The organism is Bombiscardovia coagulans, from assembly GCF_002259585.1.
Lineage (GTDB): Bacteria > Actinomycetota > Actinomycetes > Actinomycetales > Bifidobacteriaceae > Bombiscardovia > Bombiscardovia coagulans.
In genome coordinates this window covers 1-24,476 of record NZ_MWWS01000001.1, presented here as the reverse complement: position 1 = coordinate 24,476, position 24,476 = coordinate 1, and the positions used below count along the sequence as shown (strand labels likewise).

Here is a 24,476-nt window from a genome sequence, read left to right as displayed (position 1 = left end):
ATAACGCTTGCGCCCTACGTATTACCGCGGCTGCTGGCACGTAGTTAGCCGGCGCTTATTCAACAAGTACACTCACTCTCGCTTGCTCCTTGCTAAAAGCGGTTTACAACCCGAAGGCCGTCATCCCGCACGCGGCGTCGCTGCATCAGGCTTTCGCCCATTGTGCAATATTCCCCACTGCTGCCTCCCGTAGGAGTCTGGGCCGTATCTCAGTCCCAATGTGGCCGGTCACCCTCTCAGGCCGGCTACCCGTCGAAGCCTTGGTAGGCCATCACCCCACCAACAAGCTGATAGGACGCGACCCCATCTCATACCAGTAAACCCTTTCCCACACCATCATGCGATCATGTGGAACATTCGGCATTACCACCCGTTCCCAGGAGCTATTCCAAAGTACAAGGCAGGTTAGTCACGCATTACTCACCCGTTCGCCACTCTCACCACCAAGCAAGCTTGATGGATCCCGTTCGACTTGCATGTGTTAAGCACGCCGCCAGCGTTCATCCTGAGCCAGAATCAAACCCTCCACAAAAAACTATTGTGAACAGTCAAAACATGACTCTCAAAAAATAAAACTGACAGAACCAATCAAAACGATTGGCCCCACAAAACAAAAAACCCGACACCAATTAAACCCTCTCAGGCACCCACAAACATGGGCAGGCATCAGACTGACAATCAAAAAATAAAATAAGCAGTACAAACACACTATTGAGTTCTCAAACCACCACGCATAAGCAGTTCATCTAAGCAAGAAGCGGAAGATGTCGTGCCAAGCGGCAAGAGATAAACTTACCGAAATACGCAAAAAAACGCAAATCGGCTCTCGATAGTTCTAGTAAAATCCAATGTTTACAACACCTCAACGGCGTGTCGTTTACATCTTATATTTTAACCCATGTATGCAGATACCACGATCACGCTGTCTGTCGTCATAGATTTTTTGTAAACAACACTCCCGAAAACTCAAATAAGCATGGTAAGACGGAACTATGAACGCAAGTATTGCAGTGTTAACAGGAGCAGGAATCTCAACGTCAGTCGGCATACCCGACTTCCGAGGGCCAGAAGGAGTGTGGACTCAACACCCAGACCAAATAGAGGTATATGACTTCAATGCCTTCCTCAACAGTAAAGATGCTAGAGAATACTCCTGGAAATGGCAAAAGGAATCTCCCGTTTGGAACGCACAACCTGGAGCAGCACACCAAGCGCTCGTCAAACTCGAACGAGCGGGATTACTGAGCCTTCTTGCCACACAAAACTTCGACGCCCTACACGAAAAAGCTGGCAACAGCAGTGACATCATTGTCAATCTTCATGGAAGCATTGGTGGTTCACACTGTCTTACATGCGGTGCTCTCTATCAGACCAGCAGCATCATGGAACGTTTGAGCGTAGAGAGCGACCCCCACTGCCACCGTCAGCTCCCCTATCAAGGCAACATGCCTTGTCAAGGGATCATTAAAACGGACGTGGTTTACTTTGGTGAAGCCTTGCCAGACGGAGCAATGGAAAAAAGTTTGCGATTAGTCACCCAAGCTGACCAATTATGGGTCATAGGGTCAACTTTAGAAGTTTTCCCAGCAGCTTCGATCGTACCAGCTGCAGCTCAAGCAGGTGTTCCTATCACCATTATGAATCTGGGGCACACCCAATATGACTATCTTGCACAGAACCTTATTCACGAACCGATCCAAGATGCATTGCCCCAGCTGGTAGACAAAACTATCGCTGATACTCGTCGTTAACATGCGTGCCCGCAGCCAGATCACGTAGGAGTAATTGAACTGCCGAAGGGGATTGCATCCGCACCCGTGCCTTCGTGTCACCGGAACCTACTTTTACTGACCAAGAGTCTTGAGGCATGACCGCAAACATAGTTTCATCAGTTGTATCGTCGCCAAAAGCTAGCGTAAAATCGTACTTTCCACTCTCCAGCAGGGGCCTAACAGCTTGACCTTTGCTTGCTGCAACTGGGCACACTTCCAGAACTTTTGAGTTGCGCATGACCATCAATCCATTACCCGATACAGCATCGTTGAGCTTAGCCGCTAGACGGTCTCTTTCAATCTCAGCTAACCGTGGATCACTCTTGCGATAATGCCAAGCTAGAGCATCAGCCTTCACTTCTACAAAGGAACCTGGGACACGCTGAACTGCCTCTTCCATTAGTGCCTTAATTTGAGGTTGCCAAGACTCAGCGTCTGGAAGCCCTTGCGCACGCTTCCAAATGCCAGCATCCGGGCCGGACGTAGCCTTAGACCAAGCACCATGCTCGGCAATCAATCCAACCGGCAAATCTCCAAACCACTCTTCCATTGTCTGATGATTGCGACCTGAAACAATGAAGAAATCCACTCCCTCTTGTGATGCTACATCCTGTAGCATTTGCCGTGTTGCCTTCGTTGGTCTGGCTCTATCAGGATTTTTGACCAGCGGGGTCAAGGTCCCGTCATAATCGCAGAGTATCAGCCGACATGTTGCTTGTTCCCATGCATCGACCATCTCGTTACGAGTGTCCATTCGTATTCTCTTCTCACTCATACCTGCTGTGGTAACTTGGCGTAAGGTTTCCAAAAAAGTCTGACTCCAGTTGGCAGCAGTGCGTACCTTAAGCCTCGCTTGCATACGCACATTGCGTGCACAAGCCTCCTGTGGACTAATTTCCAAGGCCTTATGCAGGGCTTCACAGACCATGTCGATATCGTAAGGGTTAACGATAAAAGCATCAGTCAATTCATCGGCGGCACCACACATATTTGACAGCACCAAAGATCCCTCACGCCCGTCATGGCAGGCCAAATACTCTTTAGCTACCAGGTTCATACCATCACGTAGAGGGGTAACTAGGGCAACATCGCCGGCCGCATAAATTCCGCACACAGGTTTGATGGACAAGGAACGCGTTATGTAGTGAATAGGAGTCCACGCTAACAGCGAGAAGCGCCCATTGATCCTTCCAACTAATTCATCGACTTGTGCCTTGAGCTCGCGGTAGGATGCTACGTCTTCCCGAGAAGGTGTAGCGAGCAAGTAGTACGTAACATGACCCGTCCATTCGGGATACTTTTCAAGCATGAGACCAAATGCTTTGAGCCGTTCTGGTAAACCTTTTGTATAGTCCAACCGGTCCACAGAAACAATAATCTTGTTTTCCTTCTGGTTAATTGAAGCAGTTGCCGATCTCGACAGATCTAATTCTGGCTGGTCTTCCAAGTGATGGTGACTCCACCAGCTTCCTTCTTGAGAAGCTGCTTCCGCAGCTGCATCGCCTTCAGCTGACATAAACGAGTGGAAATGGCTTTTACTCTTGCCCGCAGAAAATTCAATACCACGGCGCATGTCTTGCGCCAAACCTGATCGTGAAGTCCGGGCATACAAGTTGTAGTCGATACCAATTGGAAAAGCATCTACGGCAGCATGATGTCCATCGGGCATTTCAATCAAACCATCTTGGTTTACTGAGGATTCTGGGAAGATGCGGCCCACTGAGGCTATGAAACTGCTCACAAAATCAGTGGTGTGAAATCCTAATAGATTAGCACTTAAGACTCCTTCTAGGATCTCACGACTCCACGGAAGAGATCTAAAAATTTCTTCACTGGGAAAAGGTATATGGAGGAACCAGCCAATCGACACCTCAGGGAAGCGCTTCCGTAGCATCTGAGGCAAAAGCATCAGATGGTAGTCCTGAATCCAGATAGTGTCATCTTTGTTTATAATTGGCTCAAGAGCTTGAGCAAACCGTCTATTCACCGTTTGATACATATCCCAGTCATCTGGGTTGAACTGGGCTTCATGGGAAAAGTCATGAAACAGTGGCCATAACGTATTGTTAGAGAAGCCGTCATAGTAACCATCAATCTCTTCTTGGCTCAAAAAAATTGGAAGACAACGCCTGTCTTTGTATGCTTGCTGTATGTCTTGTAGGTCCTCTTGCGAACATTGATGTGGACTGATCCCTGACCAACCGACCCATAGACAATCACGATGAGCTTTGTGATAGGGACCTAAAGCCGTAGCTAAACCGCCCACATTTTGGCGTAACGAATACGATCCGTCTTCTGTAGCATCCAACGAAACTGGCAAACGGTTAGAAACAATAATCAGACGTGACACAAAACCTCCACTCCGCCAGATAGGTCTCGTGTCTACTACACGGTCACAGGCCTGCCGGCCTTCCTTAAGCACTACGCAACGGTTCTCAGTGTAAACCAGAGAACGAAAGTCCCCCAACTCATTCCATACTACAGCTAAAGGAAATGTTCACTCTCAGGAGGTAAACGATTAGGGCTTGTAGCAGCTGCCCAGGCTTAACGCATTTGGGCTTCCTGAGTGTGAATGCGAAAAGCAAGCTCGGCCAAGTGCACTCCCTGAACTAAAAATTCATGAGTTCGACAAATGTAATCGTGTTGCCGCCCCAGGTGGGCAATATAACCATTAATGTAGTCAACTTCTGTAGGGCGTCCGGCCGTTAAATCCTGATACATTGAAGGATAATGCAAGGGGTTGGTAACCCGACTAGAAATTTCAATAGCTTTGAGTTCCTCCTGCCGGGAACGGGTCATCTGGTAACCAGCGCGTTCGCAAGCATCATAAGCCTCGTTAATCAGTTGTTCAGCCATGGACAGTGCACCTGGAAATGAAATAAACTGGCCCATTCTTATTTGGTACATAGTGCATATGGTGTTGGCTACAGCATTAAAGATAATCTTTGCTAAGCAAGTACCATGAAAGTTTTGCGTAATGGTAGGGTTAAAGCCAGCAGTTTGAAAATCAGCGGCCAGCGCTTCTTCTACCGCAGTGATCTCCTCGTTCATAGCGCACATTTCCATAGTTCCAGCGCCCGCCTTACCCATAAAGTCAACATCACCTGGGCCGTTCAATACGGTTGCTACCAAAGCTGTGCCACCATAAATACGATTCTCCGGGAAATACTGGTTAATCTTCTCAAAGTGCCCCCAACCATTCATAGCAGAAAAGACCACTTGGTGATCTTTAAAAAGGTGTGCACAACGCTGTAGCATCGTTTCCAGCTGCATCTGCTTCATAAATACCATCCACACATCTGGATTACCTTCATATTCTTCAGGCGTGTACATATTGATCGGCACTAGATGACGGTCAGCATGGTCCCTGGAAACGTAAACACCACCTTGCTGGCGTACCGCATCAATATTAGGCTGCCAGGTATCGATGTAATCTACAGGAACTCCGGCCAGCTCCTGAAGCAGAACTCCGTATCGATACCCCATCGCGCCAGCGCCAATCATCGCATACCTCATCGTCCTGCCCCTTTCCACTCAATTGAACAAACTAACAGTGGCCTATCGTCAGCTCTACTATTTCCACACTCAATGCTGTGAAAAGTCCAACGATCATATGGAGAGTATGCCTGATATTGATACACCTGCGCTATGAATGTCCGAATCGTGGACGAAATTATATAAGCGAGCGCGCAGCGAGCACTACATTAACGTTTTGTAGAGAAAAACTCCTGCAAAAGAGCTGAACAACGTTCCTCTTCAACACCGCCTATAATTTCTGGCTGGTGTCCAATATGGGGATCACGAGCTAGATCCCAAACCGATCCGCAAGCCCCAAGCTTAGGATCCCAAGCACCAAACACGATACGGCCCAAATGACTTGCTAGCGCAGCACCAGCACACATGGGGCAAGGTTCTAGGGTCACCACAAGCGTGCAATCAGCCAAGTTCCATGAATTGACTGCACGCAAAGCTTCTATTTCAGCATGAGCTAACGGATCACCTTGGGCCTGGCGCTGATTGTGCCCTTGAGCAATGACGCTCGAACCGTCGGAGGCTACGATGACAGCACCAACAGGCACGTCACCCTGTCTGCCGGAGGCGGCAGCTTCGACCAATGCCAGATCCATTGCTGACCGCCAATTTGCTGGCCCCTGAAAACTTTTCACCAGTTCAGTTTGTCACAAACCCAGTTCAAAAAGAGAAAAGGCGTCACCTGGAAGATGACGCCTTTATACTGCTGAGTGAATTAACTCAGCTATTTGAATACAGCATGGCTGCAATTGACCGACGTGTGTGGCGCAGAGCTGAACGCGGACTGTGTCCATGTCGGGCTAAAATTTGCCGAATCAACTCTTGTCGCCCTCACTGAAGATAAGCACTGTAAGGCCAATAGCCAAGCACAGGACCCATTGGGTCAGACTCAACGGTGCCATACCTAGCACACCTGCCAGAGCTGGCCAGTACATAGCCCCAGCATGAATACCCAAAGCAACAATGGAAGCCAAAAGAAGGAACTTGTTGTCTAGAGGGTTAAGCTGGATAATCAGCTTATTTTGAGATCGAGCAGACATGGCTACAAAGAAGTTAAAGAGAACCAGCAAAGTCAGGGCCAGTGTGCGAGCTTGAGCCAAATCCATACCGCTGATAACTGACATATGGAAGAGAACCAAAACACAGGTAGCCATCCACAAGCCGCAAACAGCTACTCGCACCCAAAGTATAGAAGAGAGCAGTCCTTCAGATCCTGAACGCGGAGGAGAGTTAAGTTCATCCCCGTCACCTGGTTCAAACCCTAGAGCAATGTCTTGCACACCGTTGGTTACAAAGTTGATCCATAGCATTTGCAAAGGCAGGAAGAGCAAGGGCATGTCTGCTATAACATTGACACCCACTGCAATCATCGCAGCAGCAGCGGTCGCTAGAAGGAAGAAAGCTGACCCTCGAATAGCCTTAAAAGTAACCCTACCTTGACGAACGGCTTGAGTAATGGTCACAAAATTATCGTCAGTGAGAACTACATCAGAAGCTTCACGGGCAACATCTGTGCCTGACTCACCCATAGCAATACCAACAGAAGCTGCCTTTAACGCTGGGGCATCATTAACACCGTCACCAGTTACCGCCACCACTTCACCTTGATCTTGCAATGTTTCAACGATGCGTAACTTATCCTGAGGAGAGACACGGGCTGCTATTGAGGTCTCCCGTAGGCGTGCAGCCAACACTTCGTCGCTCATTCCCAGCATCTCAGATCCAGTCAGAGCCTGATCAGTGTGTTCTAAGCCCAACCGTTGGCCAATAGCAGCCGCTGTTACCGGGTGATCTCCAGTAATCATAATGACACGAATACCTGCTTGGGCGCAGTCAGCAATGGCTTCACGAACACCCTCTCGAGGAGGATCCAACATGCCTTCCAATCCTAGGAAAGTCATGTCGTGAGCGCGCTTATGTGATTGAAGTTCATCATCAGGATCAATTGAGCGACTAGCTACGCCAATGACACGTAATCCCTGACTACCCATCTGCTCATAGGCAGCATGAATAGCGTCAGTGTCGAGGGGAACAGGCTGCCCTTGATTGTCTTGCATAGTCTGGCACATAGCCATAACTGCGTCGGGAGCACCTTTGACATATTGGGTTAGGCGACCATCAGAACTTCGACGAATAGTCATCGAATGCAAAATTTCAGGCTCATATGGGGTTTGAAGTTCTATGGTAGAACCTAGGTCTTCTCGAGAAACCATACCTGTTTCATCTGCCACTCTTGCCATCGCCATGTCGACAGCATCTCCAGAGTAGACCGTACGTCCTTGCTCATCAGTTGCCCTATGAGCTTCATTGGTAAGCGCACCAGCCTTGAGCAATGAGCGGAAAGCTGTTTCCTGAGACGGATCACCACTCAGTTTTTCGACTTGCTGGGCCTGCCCACCTCCGATAGCTACTTGCTCGACACTCATTCGGTTTTGCGTAAGCGTACCAGTTTTATCAGAGCCAATTACCGTAATAGAGCCTAGTGTCTCTACGGCTGGGAGCGAACGAACTATAGCGTTGTATTGAGCCATACGGGAAACACCCAAAGCCATTGCTACAGTCAACACAATTGGTAGAGCTTCAGGCATGGAGGCCACAACCAACGAAACGGCTGAGAGGAATGCTTGAGCAGGATTTCCTTCTAAGATAGCTCCACCGATAAAAACGAATACAGCTACAAGGATAACTGCAATTGCAATTCCAGTTTCAGCTCTTTTCAGGATCTTCTGAAGGGGGGTCATGCCTTTAGATACATGCACTAAATCATTGATTTCGCCAAGTTCCGTGTCTGAACCCGTAGCAACAACGACACCTTGCCCACGGCCTGAAGTGACCATGGTGCCAGAAAAAGCAATATTCGTCCGATCACCTAAAGCAGCATCCGCTTGGACAGCGTCGGTTTGTTTGCGGGCGTCCTCACTTTCACCGGTAAGCATCGATTCATCAATTTTCAGGTGAAGGGTCTCAATCAAACGAAGGTCGGCAGGTACACGGTCACCAGATTCGAGTAATACCATGTCGCCTGGCACAAGATCAGCGGCATCTATGGTGGCGCTCACACCGTCACGCATAACTCTCGTCGTAGGAGAAGCTAATGAAGTCAGTGCTTCAACTGCCTTATCTGCCTTAGATTCTTGAACATAGCCGATGATGGCATTGAGGATTAATACCAAGAAAATAGCAGCGGCGTCAACATAGTGACCCAAGAAAACCGTAATAATTCCGCAGACAATGAGGACGGCAATCAGCGGACTAGCGAACTGCTCTAAAACGAGCTTCCACTTTGGTTTAGCTTTGGCTCCTTCCAAGGCATTGGGACCAAAAAGATCCAAACGATTTTGGCACTCGGAAGCAGTTAATCCCTTACGTCCAGTCTTGAGTTGGGTAAGTGTTTCTTGTGTAGGTAACGCATGCCAAGAAGCCTCTTGATTGGCTTGCATCTCTCCTGTACCTAGCTGCCTGCTGGTAGGAGAATTATCAGTCGTTTGAACTGCTGATAGTTGTTGGTTACTTGGCCGTTTTACATTAGGCAAGTTTTTAGTCATACAGGATGCCGGCCTTTCTGGGTCGGTGTTGTTATTTGTGGCTTATGCAGTAATCAACGTAATTCGCTCCCCGCATATTCCGAACTTCATATAATTATTACAAGTACGTTTGTGGCTATACAGCTGTCACAAGATTATGTAGCTAGCCAGTCAAAGTCTTAGGCACATTGGGGTTCGAGGCAGCGTCCAACCTGTACCTTAGAAGATAGTACTTATGCACAGGGCAAAAACGCGCACTGAGGGGGAACAAACGAGGATGCAATAAAGTAAGAGATACAAGCTTATTTTTACAAAACTGAAATACATAGGAAGAAGGGATGCCAGTGGAAATACTCATACTCATTCTCAGTATTATGGCCGCCGTGCTTATCTCCTCCTTCATAAGCAGGTTTATACCACGGATTTCAACACCTCTTGTTCAAATCGCGCTCGGAATCGTCATGGCTTTATTGCCATTTTTCCCGCCAATGCGCCTTGATCCCGAACTATTTATGGTCTTGTTTATTGCCCCCCTGCTCTACTACGAAGCACATACGATCAACAAAGCCGAACTCGCAAAGACCTTAAATCTCTCCTTGTCGTTAGCCATCGGATTGGCAGCTTTCACCATGCTCATGGTAGGGATCCTCCTGCATGCGGTATGGCCCATGTACCCATTGGCCGCTGCCCTAGCTTTAGGTGCTGCTCTGGGCCCAACGGATGCGGTTGCTGTCTCATCGATTGGACAAGAAGCAGATTTAAGTAGCCGGCAACGGTCTGTTCTCTCCGGCGAAAGCCTTTTTAACGATGCAACAGGTGTTATTGGTTTCCAGTTCGCCATATTAGCTGCTGTGACAGGTGCCTTCTCACCAATAGACGCTATCAGTAGCTTCTTTATCTCGTTTATCGGAGGTATAGCCTTCGGCACGCTTATGGGAATTATCACCAACTGGGTATTTGAGTCAGCCCGCCGTTTGGGGTGGGAATCAATGACAACCAGAATTCTCATGGAACTGTTTTTGCCCTTCCTCATCTACCTGGTAGCAGAAAATTGGTTAGATGTTTCTGGTGTACTAGCTGTAGTAGCCACTGGTCTCATGACTCATTTTGACCACACGAGTATGGGCCCAAATACATCAAAGACAAATATTGTTTCCAGCTCAGTTTGGAAGGTTATCTCCTTCAGCCTTAACGGAGCGGTTTTCATTATCCTAGGCATGCTTCTACCTGAGGCAATGATGACCTCTTGGGGTGATAGGAAGGTCGGGAACCTGACTCTGCTTGCAGCTATTGCCTTAGTATCGTGCACCGTGATTGTAGTGCGTTTTATCTGGGTGACCGGCGTTCTTTTCTTTGCTGTCAATCCCAAAACTGGCAAGCGAACACCTATGAGCAAACGTCGGTTGCGCTCAGCAGCTGTGATGACCTTAGGCGGCCCTAAAGGAACTATCACCCTTTCTCTAGCCCTAACTATCCCATATACGATTGCATCGGGTGCAGCCTTCCCAATGCGTAACGAAATTATTTTCGTTGCAGCTGGAGTAATTATCGTCACTCTCTTGCTAGCAAACTTTGGCCTCCCCCTACTCGCACCAGCTAAAAATGAGCAACCAGAAACCGCACAAGTTGAAAAATCAATCGAAGTGCTACGCCGCACAGTACAAGAACTATCGAGCCGTTCAATCGAAGGTAAACGATTAGGTTTACAACACGTTCTTACCCTCTACAATGAACGGATAGCCCATCTAAAATCTCAAATTGGACAATACAATCCTGGAGAAACTCAGGCATTATACGTTCAAACCCTCCAGTGGGAACAGGTTTACATGGAGCAGAAACTCGAAGAAATTCAACACGAAGACAGTGCCCAATCTCAAGCTCCTGACAGTGAAACCCCCAGCAAAGACTCGCAAGAACAGGCAGCAACACAAATACTTGAGCACATTACCAGCTCATTGGCACATATTGATGAAAGCAGTCATGTCAAATGGCACGCTCACATTGCTTGGTTGCGGATCAAAGGTTTGACCCGCCACGTAATTCACAAACTCCGTCACATGACCCCAAATATTTCCGACAATGAGGTATTCCAGGCAGGACGCAGCATACAAGCCGAACTTAACCATCACATCGTAGAGCAGCTTTATGCAGAATTAGGCAAAGGGCGGTTTAAAACTGAGGACTTGTTAACAACCATCATCAATCATCAGCTCATTGAATCCTCTGCACAAGGTAAAACCAGCATTGAAGGAGGGGCGGGACTGCGCAGAAAAACCGAAGAGATCATGCGAGAAGGATACTCCATTGAGCTCTCTGTCATCCAGGATATGGTCGAAGCTGGTGAGATTTCACGCAGCCAGGCCCGCGACTTACGCCGCAATGTCTACATCATGCAAGTAGACAACGATTCAGTTTTATAGGTCCCCTATCTACCGGCTTTACATAAGCCCCGAAGTCACGTCAATGTCAGCCAACCATTGGTGCACATCTGCCAGTTCAGTCATGCTTACCGAGTGGCCTAAATGATCGTATGCCCGTGAATACAGCCAAACATGCTCATCCAGCCAAGCCGCAAAAGCCCGAGATTCATATGGAGGCACGACCCTATCGTCTTTTCCGAAACCCAAAAATACTGGTTTTTGCATAGAAACTAGCCGATCGTCAGCTGGAGCTGTCCCCTCAACTAAGCCGGGAGCTAAGAAACCTGATAAACAGATAGAAGCCCTGTACCGTTCTGGATTGATACGCAAGAGATGAGCCGCCAGCATTGCTCCCTGCGAAAATCCCATAACGACCACCTCACGCTCAGCCGGAATATGAGTGGCAACCCATTCGTTAATGGCGGTAGCTGCCGAAAATCCGTCCGCATCTAATTCCCGCCCCTGTGGCAAAGCACGATGAAACCAGGTAAAGCCAGGACCGAACATTCCTTGCTCACTGCCAGGCACCTGCATTGGAGCTCGGAGAGCAACATAGTCATTATATGGTGCCACGTAACGCATAAGGTCAGCAATATCATCCTCGCGGGATCCCCAACCGTGTAAGAGGACAAACATTGGTCTAGCCTGGTTTGCCTTGCCTTCCTTCCGTGAGTACCGAACCTCAGTAACTCGCTGAGCATCACCAACGATTCCAGCTGCTACTATGTCTTTCACATTGTCTTGGTTCATATCACCACACGATAGCGCTTTTTTATTGTTTTGCATACTTTTATAGCGCATGACAGCTAGAAAAAATGAAATGAATCGTCCGAGAAGTCATCTTCCAGCTCGTCTGAAGAGTCATTTAACGAGCCACCTAATCGTCCAAACTTTCGATCGCCCCTGTCATGCTTACCCTCCAAAGATCCCAGTGGGTTATCCCACAAATAAGCAAGCGGTATACCATCCTGGGCGTCGCTGATAAACTTATCCACATCAGTTTGGTTCACGTCTACGTTATCTAGATTGCTGAATGCAATATCAAAACCAGCAGAGCTATCATCTGAGCATGCGATTGATTGAGCCGTTGTATCTCTGTTTAACTCTACAACAACGTTAAGGGACTTAATACCACTTTTGCGTCCAATTTCATTAAGCATGCCTTTATGGAAGAAGTCATCATAAGACATTCCCGCCTGAGATAGGACATCACTGAGGTAATTGCTGAGCGCAGGGTAGGTGTTGCGATTGTCAAGCATATACTGGCTGTATACACGAATCAATTGTTCTACATCTATCGAATAGGCTAGTTTGCTACCATCCTCAGTCTTCTCCTGCTTACTGTTAGGAAAAACTTTACCTTGCACTTCCCTGGATTCTAGTGTTTTACTTACGAATGCAACCATCGACTCTCTGCCTTGCTGATGAACTGCCTCCATGTCACTGCTACTGCGGGCTGAAGAGCGATCATCTTTCTTTACCTCGCTCTTATGGAGCTCACGAAGTTGGTCCGAGCTATTTAGGAGCGTATCTACTGCATCGTCGATATTCCAATGACCTCCTTGGATAAGCAGTTTTTTGAACTTCAGCAGAGCACTGCCATCAAAGCATACGACAGATTGAGTTCTGTCTGGCAGACAGTTGAATCTCACATTTTCAATTGCGTGCTCCACATCTTCCCTGTCTATATACATGTAGTTGCTTTGCGCATCGAGATAAAAACCACCTTTAGCCAGAACGAGACGACCCTGCTGTTGGTCCCTCGAGTAGAGAGAAAAGTCAAAAACTGATTGCTCACTGTCATTACCTAAAGAATAGTAACCTTTAATCTTAGTTGGTCGTTCTTCCTTGCTGTTCCGAATGGTAAGGTCTACCCCCATCGAAGAAGCATCTGGAATCTGGCGTAAGGACTCCATTGTGATCGCCAACGGATTCTTAGGCCCCAAGCCAAGAGTGATCGCAATGGACTGGAGGTTAGGAACAATAACAGATACAAGGCCTGCCAGCACAACTAGAACTACTGAGATAATCCAGATTGTACGACCATGACGGGTGTGCCAACTGTTAGCAACCTGCTGTGCCAGCGAAGGACGAACCTGCGTTTCCACTTGCGGGATTTGCCTGTACTGAGAATACGACGTTGGCGACAACTGAGTGCCTGAGTTCACGGAGGGCTGGGAACATGGTTCGTCACCTGCGAAAGACTGTTGAGCAACAGGTTGTCCGGTAAGAGCACTGCCGCACACTGGGCACACTGGGCTCCCTACAGGTAAGGTTGTGCCACACTGAGGACACATGAGCATCTGTTGACCACTACCAGCCGAGCTAGCTTGTTCTACCTGCCTATTTTGCTGGCTGTGTTCAGAATCAATTTGGTTTTCTTTGTCATCCATAAACGTACCCTTGCGTTTACCGCTACGAACCACCTTGATACTTATATTACTCGGTGATACCGCTTACAAGCACCACCCCGCATTACCCCATCCGTTGCCTTATGCTTTGCTTACACAAGTCTCTCCCAACACCTAAAGCCAAGACGGAGGAAACCGCAACATTGTTCCAGCACTCGCATTTTCGGAGAAAATAGATAGTAGTTGTAAAACAGTAGACAAGGCTTGAACCCTACAAACGGTAATTTGCAATCACCAAGAGAGCGGGCGACGGGAATCGAACCCGGGTAGGTCCGAACCGTCTCTTTCTCATCCAATCACGTATAACCGGTTATCGTTGGTATAGCAACGCTTCTGAAGCACACAGCATTTTATAGCTCATTGGGTTTTCTCTTGTACTGTTGTCAGATTGTTGCCGCTTCTGGCCTGCTCGATGAGGCCATCAATACTTGGGCCACGTTACTGAGGTAGGTGTCGAATAGGTCAGCATATGTGTCGAGGGTCATCTGGAAACTCTTGTGTTCGAGTATCCGCTGGATGACGTTCACGTTGACCCCAATGCTGATTGATATGGAGGCTGCCGTGTACCGCAGATCATGGCCGGTGAGGTAGGGCGCGCAGGCAGACCCGGGTAATCAACACCCTCTCAAAGAGTCGCTAATCCCTACTCAGCTTCATATTAATGTACCGTCAGCTTCCCTACAACATTACTCTTTCGTTGAATCTTTCACAGCAGGTTTTTATCGTCCTGCTTATATATGGAACTCATTATTACCTCTACAGATATAATCACCACCATAAACATGCCAAAAATAGCAGATAGCCATAGAAGCTGTCGAAAGAAGAAAGGGAACGATTCTGGGATTTTACGGAGGCCGTAAACTATCCAGTATGATATGAACCATTCAACCAAGAGCACAAATACCCCAGATAAGAAATCCGGCATGCTGACTGCTCGATTTGACCTAGCTGAATGCTCGTTCTTAATCTTATCTGCCTGGTCTTTAATCACAGCATCGATTGCCTCTATCGGAGCATCGCTTCTTTCATAATTGGCTTCCATCAAAAGCTTCCGTAACCTGACATAATTATCCAGCTTTTTTATAGGTTTCTCTTCTTTGCCTTGGAAAAGACTAATCAATAAAGTCAACAAAGGAACCAACATAGGGGTTAGATTCGGCGTCACAACTTTCAACACACTTATCCAGTCCAAAAGGGCTCCTTAAGAAATGAATCATTCTCTGAAGATCGATAGGCGCAGCTCAAGCCAAATGTTGGCAATATTGTTGCCAACTAGGACTATACAACCTTGTCTAACATCATGTTTCCCCCGACATTTCGTGTTCCTTAGTGGAGCGGGCGACGGGAATCGAACCCGCCTCTGAAGCTTGGGAAGCTTCCATTCTACCGATGAACTACGCCCGCAGAAGGCATGTACTTGCAGATCCCCATAAACAGGTTCGCATCACATACAGGTATTCATAGTAGCAGGACTTACGCCAGGACGCGAATTCACTGTCACCGGTTAATCGTAATGGCACCTACGCTCTCAAACGTATGCAACAACTCTAGCATTTCTTACTTTAACGAATTTGAGAAGACTGAGAACTCTGTGCCCGTTCCATTTCACGAGACATCTGCATGAGCCTAGCAATACGGTCAGAAGTTGGAGGATGGGTAGAGAAAAGTCTACTAAATCCTTGCGCTGAAAAAGGATTAGCAATCATCATAGCTGCAGCAGACTGAGTTCCTGCTGTCTGGGGCATCGGATCCTCATTTACACCCACAGTTATCTTGTGAAGCGCAGAGGCAAGAGCTTCAGGATCACCGGTTAATCGCGAGCCATCCTCATCAGCATCATACTCACGAGTCCGTGATATAGCCATTTGAATCAGAGAAGCTCCAATGGGTGCCAAAACCGAAGAAACAAGTACACCAATCAAACCAACCACGCCTGAACTATCCTCACGATTACGAGAATTACCACCACCAAAATACATGAGGGAATAGCCTAAATATGTAATAACTGTAGCCATGGCAGAAGCTACTGCCGAAGTCAAAATATCATGATTGTACACATGCATGAGTTCATGCCCTAGAACTCCTCGTATTTCACGAGCATTAAGCATCCTCAAGATACCCTGAGTGCAACAGACCGCCGCGTGACGCTCATTACGCCCCGTAGCAAAAGCATTGGGAGAATCAGTAGGAGCTATGTAAATGCGCGGCATAGGCTTGCCAGCACGATTGGAGAGCTCACGCACGATCTGGTAGAGCTCTGGCGCTTCTTGCTCAGAGACAGGCCGTGCCTGCATAGAGGCAATTGCAATACGGTCTGAAAACCAATAGGAAGCAAATGTCGTTACCAAACCGATGATAATGTACATACTCAGCGTGCCAGATTGAGCACCCGTCAGCCACCAAATCAGCATAATGACAGCCCACATGATAGCAAAGAGCAGGGTGGTTTTCAGTCCGTTGTAGTGACCATGCACTTTCATTTCGCCGTTCATAAACAAAAGTCTAATCGGGGGACCTGAGTTTTCCAGCTACTTTTCACCGTTAGACCATCCCCCGATCTGAGCGAATCGGTACCTCACACGCAACAATCATCAACCAAGAGCTAGACGACGTAATTCTTCTGGATCCGTAACCTTAATATGCTCACGGCCTACTTTGTCTCCCATAGAACGCTCATATGCATCTACCCGCTTCCAGCCTGCAAAGTCGATAGGCCGAATACCTTTGGAAGACAAGAGCCTGTCAATCGAGTCCTCGTCACGGTCTGTGGCCACTTTCCCGTGTCTTGGTGCTGCTGCCAAATCTACCAGCATGTTTGACACGGTCTCCAAAGCATCTGACTTAGTAGATCCGATAAGACCCACAGGACCACGCTTAGCCCATCCGGTAGCATACAGTCGGGGTATATGCTGACCTCCTTGCCCAGCTGGCGCAGTGTATATTCGGCCACCCTCGTTTACCAAGGTGTACTGGTCAAGATCGTAAGGGATACCTTCAAGTTGTGCAGGCTTATAACCAATAGCATGATAGACGGCTTGTACTGGGTAAACAGTGTATTCCCCAGTGGGACTCATGTTCCCAACCTCATCTACCTGTGTACGCTCGACTCGGATACCACAAACATGTCCGTCCTCACCCACAATGGCTGCGGGCATCTGACAAAAGTGAAGATAATACTTTCGGTCAGCTGGATTACCTTCAAAATCAGTACCACCTTCATCTGCCATTTTCTGAGCCATCTTTACAATGGTGTAGAGCTCAGATAGCATCTGCCGGGTTAACTTGTCATCATTGGCCCGATCCAGAGTAGCACAATCCAAATCAAAATCATCATTGTCGACGATGATTTGCACACCAGGTAACTTTTCTAACTCACGCAACTCCTGAACAGCAAATTTTGCTTGAGCTGGCCCACGCCTAATGAACATGTGCAGGACTCGTGCTTTGTTTGATTGAGCTCCACGGTAGACATTGTTCGGTATGTCAGTAGGCAGTAAGTCATCAGCTTGTCGCATGAGGATACGAGCCACATCCATAGCAACATTACCGCCTCCAATAACAGCAACTTCCTGTGCTTCCAAGGGCCAGTTTTCGGGAGCATTTGGATAACCGTCGTACCATTCAACGAACTTGGCTGCCCCATGCACCCCAGCTAAGTCGTGCCCTTCAATTTCCAAGGGCCGGTCATCATTCGCACCAGTTGCGAACAGGACTACATCATATCGGTCTTTGAGCTCATCCAAGGTAATATCTTTGCCAAACTCTACGTCCGCATACAGGTGGAGATCTGGATTAGATAGTGTCTTTTCTAGCGCTCCAATTATGTACTTAATACTGGGATGGTCTGGAGCCACACCGTAACGAACTAAGCCAAAAGGCACGGGAAGTTTTTCAAAGATGTCAATACGCGCTTCACTGCCTATACCGAGTTCATTGCCTTGTTCCTTAAGCTGCCTCAACAAAATATCCGCAGCGTATACTCCGGCAGGGCCTGCGCCGATGACTGCAACTTTTAGTCGTTCCGTCTGTTGAAAACTATTCTCGTTCATGCTTGCATCCATGCTTTCCAGCCTAGCGCATAGCAACTCATCAGAACAGACCCCACGTAATGCGTGTTTAATCTTTATCGATCAAAGCGGTCAAAGCCCAAAGGATGGAAACCACATCAATGGCTTCTTGAGCAAATGCTCCCACAACTACAGGAATCATATTACAAGCAGCAGCTAGCATACCTATGGTAGCCAGAGAAAGCCCAATCACAACTGCCTGCAACATAACTCGCTTTGTTCTACGAGCTATAGCAATCGAACGCGGGACACAGGTAATATCATCTTTCATAATAACTGCCTGCGCGGATTCTGAGGCAGCTGTCGTACTGCCATCTGTGATGGCCATTCCTACATCTGCTGCTGCTAATACTGGTGCATCGTTAACCCCGTCACCGACCATCATAGTGATAGACTTCGTCACTGACTCGCCGATGAATTTAGAAATCAAGAGGTCCCACCAAGGCTGTTTATTAGGATTAAGCTTTGCTGATTCTGCAATGATTCTTGCTTTATCTTCTGGATAGAGACCTGCCCTAACATCTGGAATACCAACTTGCTTTGCAATAATGCGAGCAGATTCTTCTTTATCACCGGTTAACATAGACAGGCGGTTTATACCCATATTGCGCAATTCACGAACCGCTTCAGCAGCATCAGGTCGAGGCACATCTTTCATGACAATACGTGCTGTTAGCTTGCCATCTACCGAAACGTAGGTTGCCATCTCATCAGGTGCTAACTCAGTAAAAGTAGGATTACTCCTGCCTAGAGATTGCTGCTCTTCTCCATCAAGCACATAATCTAAGCGGCCAACACTAATATGGTGTCCATTCACTAGTCCGCTAACACCTTGCCCGGAATCCTCACGCACGGATTCAGGCCGGTAGTTTGTGGTCTGTGCATGCTCTGATGACTCAGATTGAGTAGTTTCTAATAGGTGCTTGCAAGCTAGAGTACCAGCTGCTGCAATACCTTGGGCGAGAATGTGGACTGAGTATGATTCTATTGCCCCTGCCATTGCTAGAATCTCATTCTTACTCATATGCACTGGTGATTGTTGAGGCAGGTCCAAACGTGTAACTTGCGGACGTTTAACCGTGAGTGTCCCTGTCTTGTCGAAGAAAATATGAGAAACACGTCCTAAGTTCTCAATGACTTCTTGAGTTTTAATCAGCACACCAGCCTTGGCCAGCCGACCAGAACCTGCCATATACGCCACGGGTGCAGCTATAAGGAGCGGACAGGGTGTGGCCAAAACCAATACTTGAGCAAAGCGCGTGGGAACGCCCGAAACTATCCAAGCTACACCTGCAATAATAAACGCTAAAACAGAAAATGGTACAGCCAGTAGATCGGCAGTTCGCACTACAGCTGCTCTGGAACTCTGAGCCGACTTAACCAGTTCCAAAATTCGTTGATACTGTGAGTTCCTAGAAAGCTGTGTTGCTTCCATCAAAAAAGTTGTTGAACCATTGACGGCCCCCGACATCAACGGTGAGTTTGCAGTTAGTTGTCGCGGTACCGGCTCACCGTTGATATTAGAAAGATCGAGCGTTGCAGATGAGGAGATTAATGTACCATCCACTGGAACAGTTTCACCTGGTTTAACAACCAGTACATCTCCCAATCGCACCTGGTCAACAGTCTCAGTGCTCCAATCCAAGTTTTGTAGACTAGCTTCATTCTTAGTCAATGCCTCAGCAGAACCTTGTCCATCTTTGACAATGTGAGCGTTCTGTGGAGCTGCAGCAACAAGGGCTGTTAGGTTTGAAGAGGCTTTAGACTGAGCGTACTTCTCAATAGCTTCTCCTGAATAGACCATTAGCACAACAGCCCAAACTGCCCAATACTCTCTCACAGCAAGAGTAGAAAGCATCGCTACTACTGCTAAAATATCGACGCCCACATGCCCATGTCTAACGTCGTCTATCATCCCCCGCAAGGTATCTACCAGTGTTGCAGCAAGCAAAATAGTAGCTACCCAATGAGCAATATTCTGATGTCCTGACCACAAAACAGCCATCGCAATGCCGCAGAGTAGGGTAATCAAGAGCATGGGAACATGCCGAGCAAAAGAGAGCAATGCCTTCATCGAACCTCCACTTTTAGATGAGAAGCACAAACGCACCATAGTTTTCCATGGTGAGATGCTTCTCTACGGATCTCTAAAATATAAGAATTGTCGGATGCACCGTATGATTCTCGTGCACCCGACAATTGTTAATATTCAGCTTGTAGTACGGAATTTACCTAATTCTCATCTGTTAACTCAGAAATAAACGCTTTCTTCCGCCGATGACGCCTATATAACAAGCCAATCAGCATGATTATCGCACCCGCAATCAGTATGAGCAGAATCCCTCGTCCGCCTGTTAGAGGCAAGTTACCTCCCCATTCATTTTTAGGTAAATTCTCTAAACCTTTTGTAATTCCTTCATTTTGCGCATTTTTAAAGACATAGCTGCCATCAACCCGTCTCATCCCAGGTGTTTCATAGCTGTTAAAAGCAAGCCTACTGACGTCAGCGGTTATACCATTGCCTCCTCGACTTCTAGCTAAACTCGTCACAGGTAAGCCTGAATAAGCTGAAAAATCGACAGTAGTAAACGCTTGAGTTGGAATTTGGAATTTTTCTGGAGCCTTATATTCCTTGAGCGCAAATCCCGTCTGAATCACTTTTTGGGGACCACTCGGATTATTCTGATCTATTCCTACTATCGGTATACCAACAAATGTTACAATTCCTTGCTGATTCGACATAGCTTCGACTGGCTTTACCCCAGATGGAATATCCGGAGAATTATCTAGATAAAACCTCCCATTACTATACAAATAAGAAGTTTGATCACCACTAGTCTTTGTTAAGCGGAAGATAGCTCCGGCTAACCCTTTCGGATCACTTCCGGACTCAGGCTTATCTGTCTTTACAAACTGTAAACCAGGGGAAGAAAGAGATGCATTTGCCCTGAAAGCACCGGAACCACTTTTTCTACTATCAATAGTCTCCGCAGCTACATTATTTATCAACAGACCAGGCTTGTTTGCATTCAAATCACCATAGCTACTGGTTAATTTCGTATTGTACGTCCAAGATAACCAAATATTGACAGCAACCTTATCGTTGGGCTGATCTTTGGGCTGATCTTTAAGCTGATCTTTGAGCTGATCGATGATATACGAACCTGCTTGTCGGTCCAAACCCCAAGTCCATAAATTTCCACATATCTGAGGATTACCGTTTGCTGGATCCGGACAAGAAGTTCCTGAAACAGTTGGCAGCAGATTTCCACTACCTACTCCTGGCCCAATCACATCCCTACTAACATTATCACCAACACCTGCAGGTTTTCCTCCATTATCAGCAATATGGTCTCGGTACTTTACCATCGTGGTGAGATCACGTGATTCTATTGTTCCATCTGCCAGCTGCCATTGAAGTGTAAACTGTTGACTCTCTTGCATCATTTGCAAGCTTGAAGGAAGCCTATCAGCCATTACTATAAATGGTCCTGTATTTGCAGGATCGTTCACAAATTGATTAATTTCAGCTAAGTCAAGCTTTCGATTTCCTAAATCGATAGACTTATCGTTGTACATTCTATACTTAACTTCCCAAGAGACAGTATCTCCTGTCTGCGCATACAATGAATCACGGGGGATATTATCAGAATCTACTACCTTTTTGGCTGTTTTAATTAGGTCATTACTAATAACATTCTTGGGGAAGAGATGAAGATGATAGACACTTCCTCGAATCTGAGCTGGCTTTATCTCACCAGTAACACTGTCCTTACTGCTAGTACTATTTAACGTTTGATGCGGCAGATCGAAAATTTCAGGCTCTGCAGCTGCATATGTAGGATCGAATAACGAATTTGATGGATTTGTATAAGGATTACGACTACTCGTATCTTCCTCCAACAGATAATAGTTGGAACCTCCCGAACCGTTGGAAGCAGGGAAATTCATAATGCCACCAGTTAAACTGCCATCAGCGCTACTCCCTCTCCAATAGCCATTTCCCTGCGGAAAAGGACTGGATGGATTCCTAATGAAGCCGTTTGTATCCGTCGTTCCGACATAGGTTTCTAACCTTTGAAAGGTATTGGGGTTGGAAGGCTGCATAGCACTTGGTTCTAAAGACGGTTTAGGCGTTACACGTGTCAAATAAAAAGTGACACCTACTCCCGGAGTATCGACAGTAGTAATATCTTTATTCGATCCAGAAGCTTTCTTCCCTTGTAAATCATTGAGAATTTTAGTCAACGTAAGTTTTGCTACACTGGGCTTGTTTGTTTCATAATCTGGCACAAACTGATCTTCTGGAGCATAGGTATCTGATGGCCCTGGAACAATAGTTGATGATGGATCAGCATGAGTTGTAGGCACTACTACCAAAAACAACACAGCTGCTATAACGATAGGCAAAACAATTTTCAACCCCGCCTTGCCCTTAGCTGAAAGTTCGAGCAACAGCTCTCTCATAGCACACCCTTCTTTAACATCTTTCATGCAGTTGGCAGATTATTTAGACCCCAACTCATCACTCAAATCCTCGATTTTCGTGCTTCCTCGTACCTTTGTCCCCTTTTATTTAAGTAAGCGAGCAAGAAAAATCGAATACTTTTTACAGTGTAGCAGGTTAAGTCAACACTTTACTAATACTATTAGCTCAAAAGAAGCCTTTTGGTACGTTTCATTACTATACACGAATCTACTGTTGAAATTTTTCAACAAGATTCAAATTGACATCACTACCTAAATGTTGCCGAAGGTAATTAGCTAACCAACCCTATCTGACACGATTCAAGACATATTTTAAGATTACTGCTTGCCGGCATGAGCTGGTCCAGAGCTAAGAACCTTGTCATGCTTTAACTTCCGGTATGCCAAACCCATAATCATGAGCACGATACCCACAAACAGCATATTCAAAATACCTCGACCACCAGTTAAAGGCAAAGCACCAACTTTACCTGGATCAGCCTGACCAGGCCGCCAATTCATAAGAACCTTATCAATTTGCTGTCCTCTGTTATCTGTGAATCTAGGGACCCCATGATCATCGAGCAAGAGAGGGCACTGGTAGGGTCCGAAGTCGAGTTTGTTGATATCTGCTGCTACCCCTTTACCACCTCGGGTTCTCACTAACTCAGCTGGAGTTTTACCTGCATACTCACTAAAATCAACATACTTAAACACTCGCTCAGGACGAATATACACGATCCCTTGCGTGACCTCGGCTTCTTTATACTCATACAAGCCGAACTTCAGCTCAGTCACTTTCCCAGGACTATTCGGGTCACGAGGATCTTTCTTAACTATCGGAATACCAACAAAAGTCACAATTCCAGAATTAGTAGACATAGCCTGCACGGGCTTTACCCCATTCGGCGGCCCCTGAGGAGTGCCTTCACTGTCTGCATCATAAAAATTCCCATCCTCATACAAGAAGGACATAGAGCCATAACGATCCTCAGGACGCGTCAAACGGAAAATAGCATACGGAGCTCCATATGCCAAAAGGTCACCTTCTTCGGGTTTATTGCTCTTACCGAACTGCAAACCAGGTGTAGCAACAACAGCATCAGCTCTCAACGAGCCATCCTTAATCTGAATGCTATCAATAGTCTCCGCAGCCACCTCATTCACCAGCAAACCACTCCTGTGTCCTACAAAATCACCACCACCACCGGTTAACTTCGTCTCATATGTCCACGAAAGCCACAAATGAGAAACACCACTCACGCTCGACTCATCCAAAAAAACCCTAGTAAAATCACCAACCGACAAAGCAAAAGCCCACAAATTACCATTCAACTGAGGATCGGTATCATCGGGCAAAAAATAATCCAAAGAGCTACTTGCAAACGGAAAAATAAATTGATCCCACCAAGGTTCATTGTTGATAACATTTCTGTATAAGTTCATGCCGGTTCCAACTACATAATTCCCCTGAGAATCTCGACGAGAGCTAATAACTATTTCTCCTTCTGCTGCATTGTACTTTGCGTCGATAGGTGCAGAATGTGCTGCCCCACTAGCATCCTGCCAATTCAACTTCACCTGCGGAACTGGATCAACACCAGGAGATCCCCCCAACATCTTCAAACCAGAAGGCAACCTATCAGCAAACACAACAGCATAATCTTTACCATTTCGATTCTTGCCGGTATACTTCTGTATCTCTTTAATATCTAACTTCCCATCACCCAAAACCGGAGAAGCCTCATTATATAACCTATAATCCACCTCCCACGAAATCGTATCGCCAACCTGCGCATACAAAGCACCACGATCTTTCCCATCAACATCAACTACCTTCGTGGCAGTCTTCATCAAATCATTCTTAGCAACATTCTTAGGGAACAAATGAAGGTGATACACATTACCCGCCACCTCAACCGGTGACCGCACACCAGTAACTGTATCTAACTGAGTAGTCTTATTAGTCGTATGATACGGCAAATCAAAAATCACATCAGGAGACGGATTATACAACGGATCATACAAGGGATTATCCGCACGAGAATACGGAGAATCCATCTCCCGTAACAAGTAATAATTTACTACTCCTGCGTTATCAACCACAGGGAACTGCGTAACAACACCACCATTATCAACCACACGCCAAAACCCATCAGAAGCAGAAGAAACACTGGCATTCGGCGCATTCTTAATCACACCATTACCATCCGTCTTACCCACATAACGCTCATGAGTATCAAAATTTGACAACTTCGGATCCATATCACCAGAAGACACCCCA

The 24,476-nt window shown here is 46.8% G+C and carries 14 protein-coding genes, 1 tRNA gene, 1 rRNA gene and 1 pseudogene; 2 read left to right on the top strand and 15 right to left on the bottom strand.

Features of this window, described 5'->3' with window-relative positions:
• Positions 1–532 (bottom strand): 16S ribosomal RNA (locus BOCO_RS00085); the annotation flags it as partial.
• Between the two features lie 460 nt (positions 533–992).
• Between BOCO_RS00085 and BOCO_RS00080 the strand changes: the two genes are divergently transcribed.
• The gene (locus BOCO_RS00080; protein WP_094722082.1) at positions 993–1,751 is read left to right on the top strand and encodes a Sir2 family NAD-dependent protein deacetylase; all 759 of its coding nucleotides are present in this window, start codon (positions 993–995) and stop codon (positions 1,749–1,751) included.
• Here BOCO_RS00080 and otsB read toward each other — a convergent pair.
• The 4 genes from otsB to BOCO_RS00060 form a co-directional block, all read right to left on the bottom strand.
• Positions 1,729–4,122 carry a trehalose-phosphatase gene (otsB, locus tag BOCO_RS00075; RefSeq protein ID WP_158520372.1) on the bottom strand — a complete coding sequence of 798 codons (2,394 nt, stop codon included), beginning with the start codon at positions 4,120–4,122 and terminating at the stop codon, positions 1,729–1,731. The genes BOCO_RS00080 and otsB overlap by 23 nt on opposite strands.
• Positions 4,123–4,316: 194 nt before the next feature.
• Positions 4,317–5,288: a ketopantoate reductase family protein gene (locus BOCO_RS00070; protein WP_094722080.1), complete on the bottom strand. Its 972-nt coding sequence runs from the start codon at positions 5,286–5,288 to the stop codon at positions 4,317–4,319.
• Between the two features lie 188 nt (positions 5,289–5,476).
• A complete protein-coding gene (locus tag BOCO_RS00065) occupies positions 5,477–5,938 on the bottom strand; it encodes a nucleoside deaminase (protein ID WP_275542059.1) in 462 nt (153 codons plus the stop codon).
• A 180-nt stretch (positions 5,939–6,118) separates the two neighbouring features.
• Positions 6,119–8,848 carry a cation-translocating P-type ATPase gene (locus BOCO_RS00060; RefSeq protein WP_211278664.1) on the bottom strand — a complete coding sequence of 910 codons (2,730 nt, stop codon included), beginning with the start codon at positions 8,846–8,848 and terminating at the stop codon, positions 6,119–6,121.
• A 323-nt stretch (positions 8,849–9,171) separates the two neighbouring features.
• Between BOCO_RS00060 and BOCO_RS00055 the strand changes: the two genes are divergently transcribed.
• Entirely contained in the window at positions 9,172–11,247 is a 2,076-nt protein-coding gene (locus BOCO_RS00055; protein ID WP_094722084.1) for a cation:proton antiporter, read from the top strand.
• 18 nt (positions 11,248–11,265) lie between these two features.
• Here the strand turns inward: BOCO_RS00055 and BOCO_RS00050 are convergent, their stop codons facing one another.
• The 10 genes and pseudogenes from BOCO_RS00050 to BOCO_RS07425 form a co-directional block, all read right to left on the bottom strand.
• On the bottom strand, positions 11,266–11,997 hold the full coding sequence (locus BOCO_RS00050; RefSeq protein WP_094722078.1) for an alpha/beta hydrolase: 732 nt from the start codon (positions 11,995–11,997) through the stop codon (positions 11,266–11,268).
• 56 nt (positions 11,998–12,053) lie between these two features.
• A complete protein-coding gene (locus BOCO_RS00045; protein ID WP_094722077.1) occupies positions 12,054–13,640 on the bottom strand; it encodes a zinc ribbon domain-containing protein in 1,587 nt (528 codons plus the stop codon).
• 401 nt (positions 13,641–14,041) lie between these two features.
• Positions 14,042–14,239, bottom strand: a pseudogene (locus BOCO_RS00040) (tyrosine-type recombinase/integrase); the annotation flags it as partial.
• 125 nt (positions 14,240–14,364) lie between these two features.
• Positions 14,365–14,850 (bottom strand): hypothetical protein, encoded by a 486-nt coding sequence (locus tag BOCO_RS00035; protein ID WP_094722075.1) that lies wholly within the window; start codon positions 14,848–14,850, stop codon positions 14,365–14,367.
• 138 nt (positions 14,851–14,988) lie between these two features.
• Positions 14,989–15,062, bottom strand: a tRNA-Gly gene (locus BOCO_RS00030).
• 158 nt (positions 15,063–15,220) lie between these two features.
• Positions 15,221–16,150, bottom strand: a complete 930-nt coding sequence (htpX, locus tag BOCO_RS00025) for a zinc metalloprotease HtpX (protein ID WP_094722074.1) — start codon at positions 16,148–16,150, stop codon at positions 15,221–15,223.
• Positions 16,151–16,249: 99 nt separating this feature from the next.
• Entirely contained in the window at positions 16,250–17,707 is a 1,458-nt protein-coding gene (locus BOCO_RS00020; protein WP_094722083.1) for an FAD-dependent oxidoreductase, read from the bottom strand.
• A gap of 67 nt (positions 17,708–17,774) precedes the next feature.
• Positions 17,775–19,799 carry a heavy metal translocating P-type ATPase gene (locus tag BOCO_RS00015; protein ID WP_094722073.1) on the bottom strand — a complete coding sequence of 675 codons (2,025 nt, stop codon included), beginning with the start codon at positions 19,797–19,799 and terminating at the stop codon, positions 17,775–17,777.
• A gap of 158 nt (positions 19,800–19,957) precedes the next feature.
• Positions 19,958–22,192, bottom strand: coding sequence for an LPXTG cell wall anchor domain-containing protein (locus BOCO_RS00010; RefSeq protein WP_158520371.1), 2,235 nt, complete (start codon positions 22,190–22,192; stop codon positions 19,958–19,960).
• 339 nt (positions 22,193–22,531) lie between these two features.
• On the bottom strand, positions 22,532–24,476 hold a 1,945-nt coding region (locus tag BOCO_RS07425; protein ID WP_158520370.1), incomplete at its 5' end, for a hypothetical protein.

Excerpts from the sequence above, each read along its gene's own strand:
- BOCO_RS00080 (WP_094722082.1), top strand. The coding sequence starts at position 993 with ATGAACGCAAGTATTGCAGTGTTAACAGGAGCAGGAATCTCAACGTCA.
- BOCO_RS00070 (WP_094722080.1), bottom strand. The coding sequence starts at position 5,288 with ATGAGGTATGCGATGATTGGCGCTGGCGCGATGGGGTATCGATACGGA.
- BOCO_RS00060 (WP_211278664.1), bottom strand. The coding sequence starts at position 8,848 with ATGACTAAAAACTTGCCTAATGTAAAACGGCCAAGTAACCAACAACTA.
- BOCO_RS00050 (WP_094722078.1), bottom strand. The coding sequence starts at position 11,997 with ATGAACCAAGACAATGTGAAAGACATAGTAGCAGCTGGAATCGTTGGT.
- BOCO_RS00045 (WP_094722077.1), bottom strand. The coding sequence starts at position 13,640 with ATGGATGACAAAGAAAACCAAATTGATTCTGAACACAGCCAGCAAAAT.
- htpX (WP_094722074.1), bottom strand. The coding sequence starts at position 16,150 with ATGAACGGCGAAATGAAAGTGCATGGTCACTACAACGGACTGAAAACC.
- BOCO_RS00020 (WP_094722083.1), bottom strand. The coding sequence starts at position 17,707 with ATGAACGAGAATAGTTTTCAACAGACGGAACGACTAAAAGTTGCAGTC.
- BOCO_RS00015 (WP_094722073.1), bottom strand. The coding sequence starts at position 19,799 with ATGAAGGCATTGCTCTCTTTTGCTCGGCATGTTCCCATGCTCTTGATT.
- BOCO_RS00010 (WP_158520371.1), bottom strand. The coding sequence starts at position 22,192 with ATGAGAGAGCTGTTGCTCGAACTTTCAGCTAAGGGCAAGGCGGGGTTG.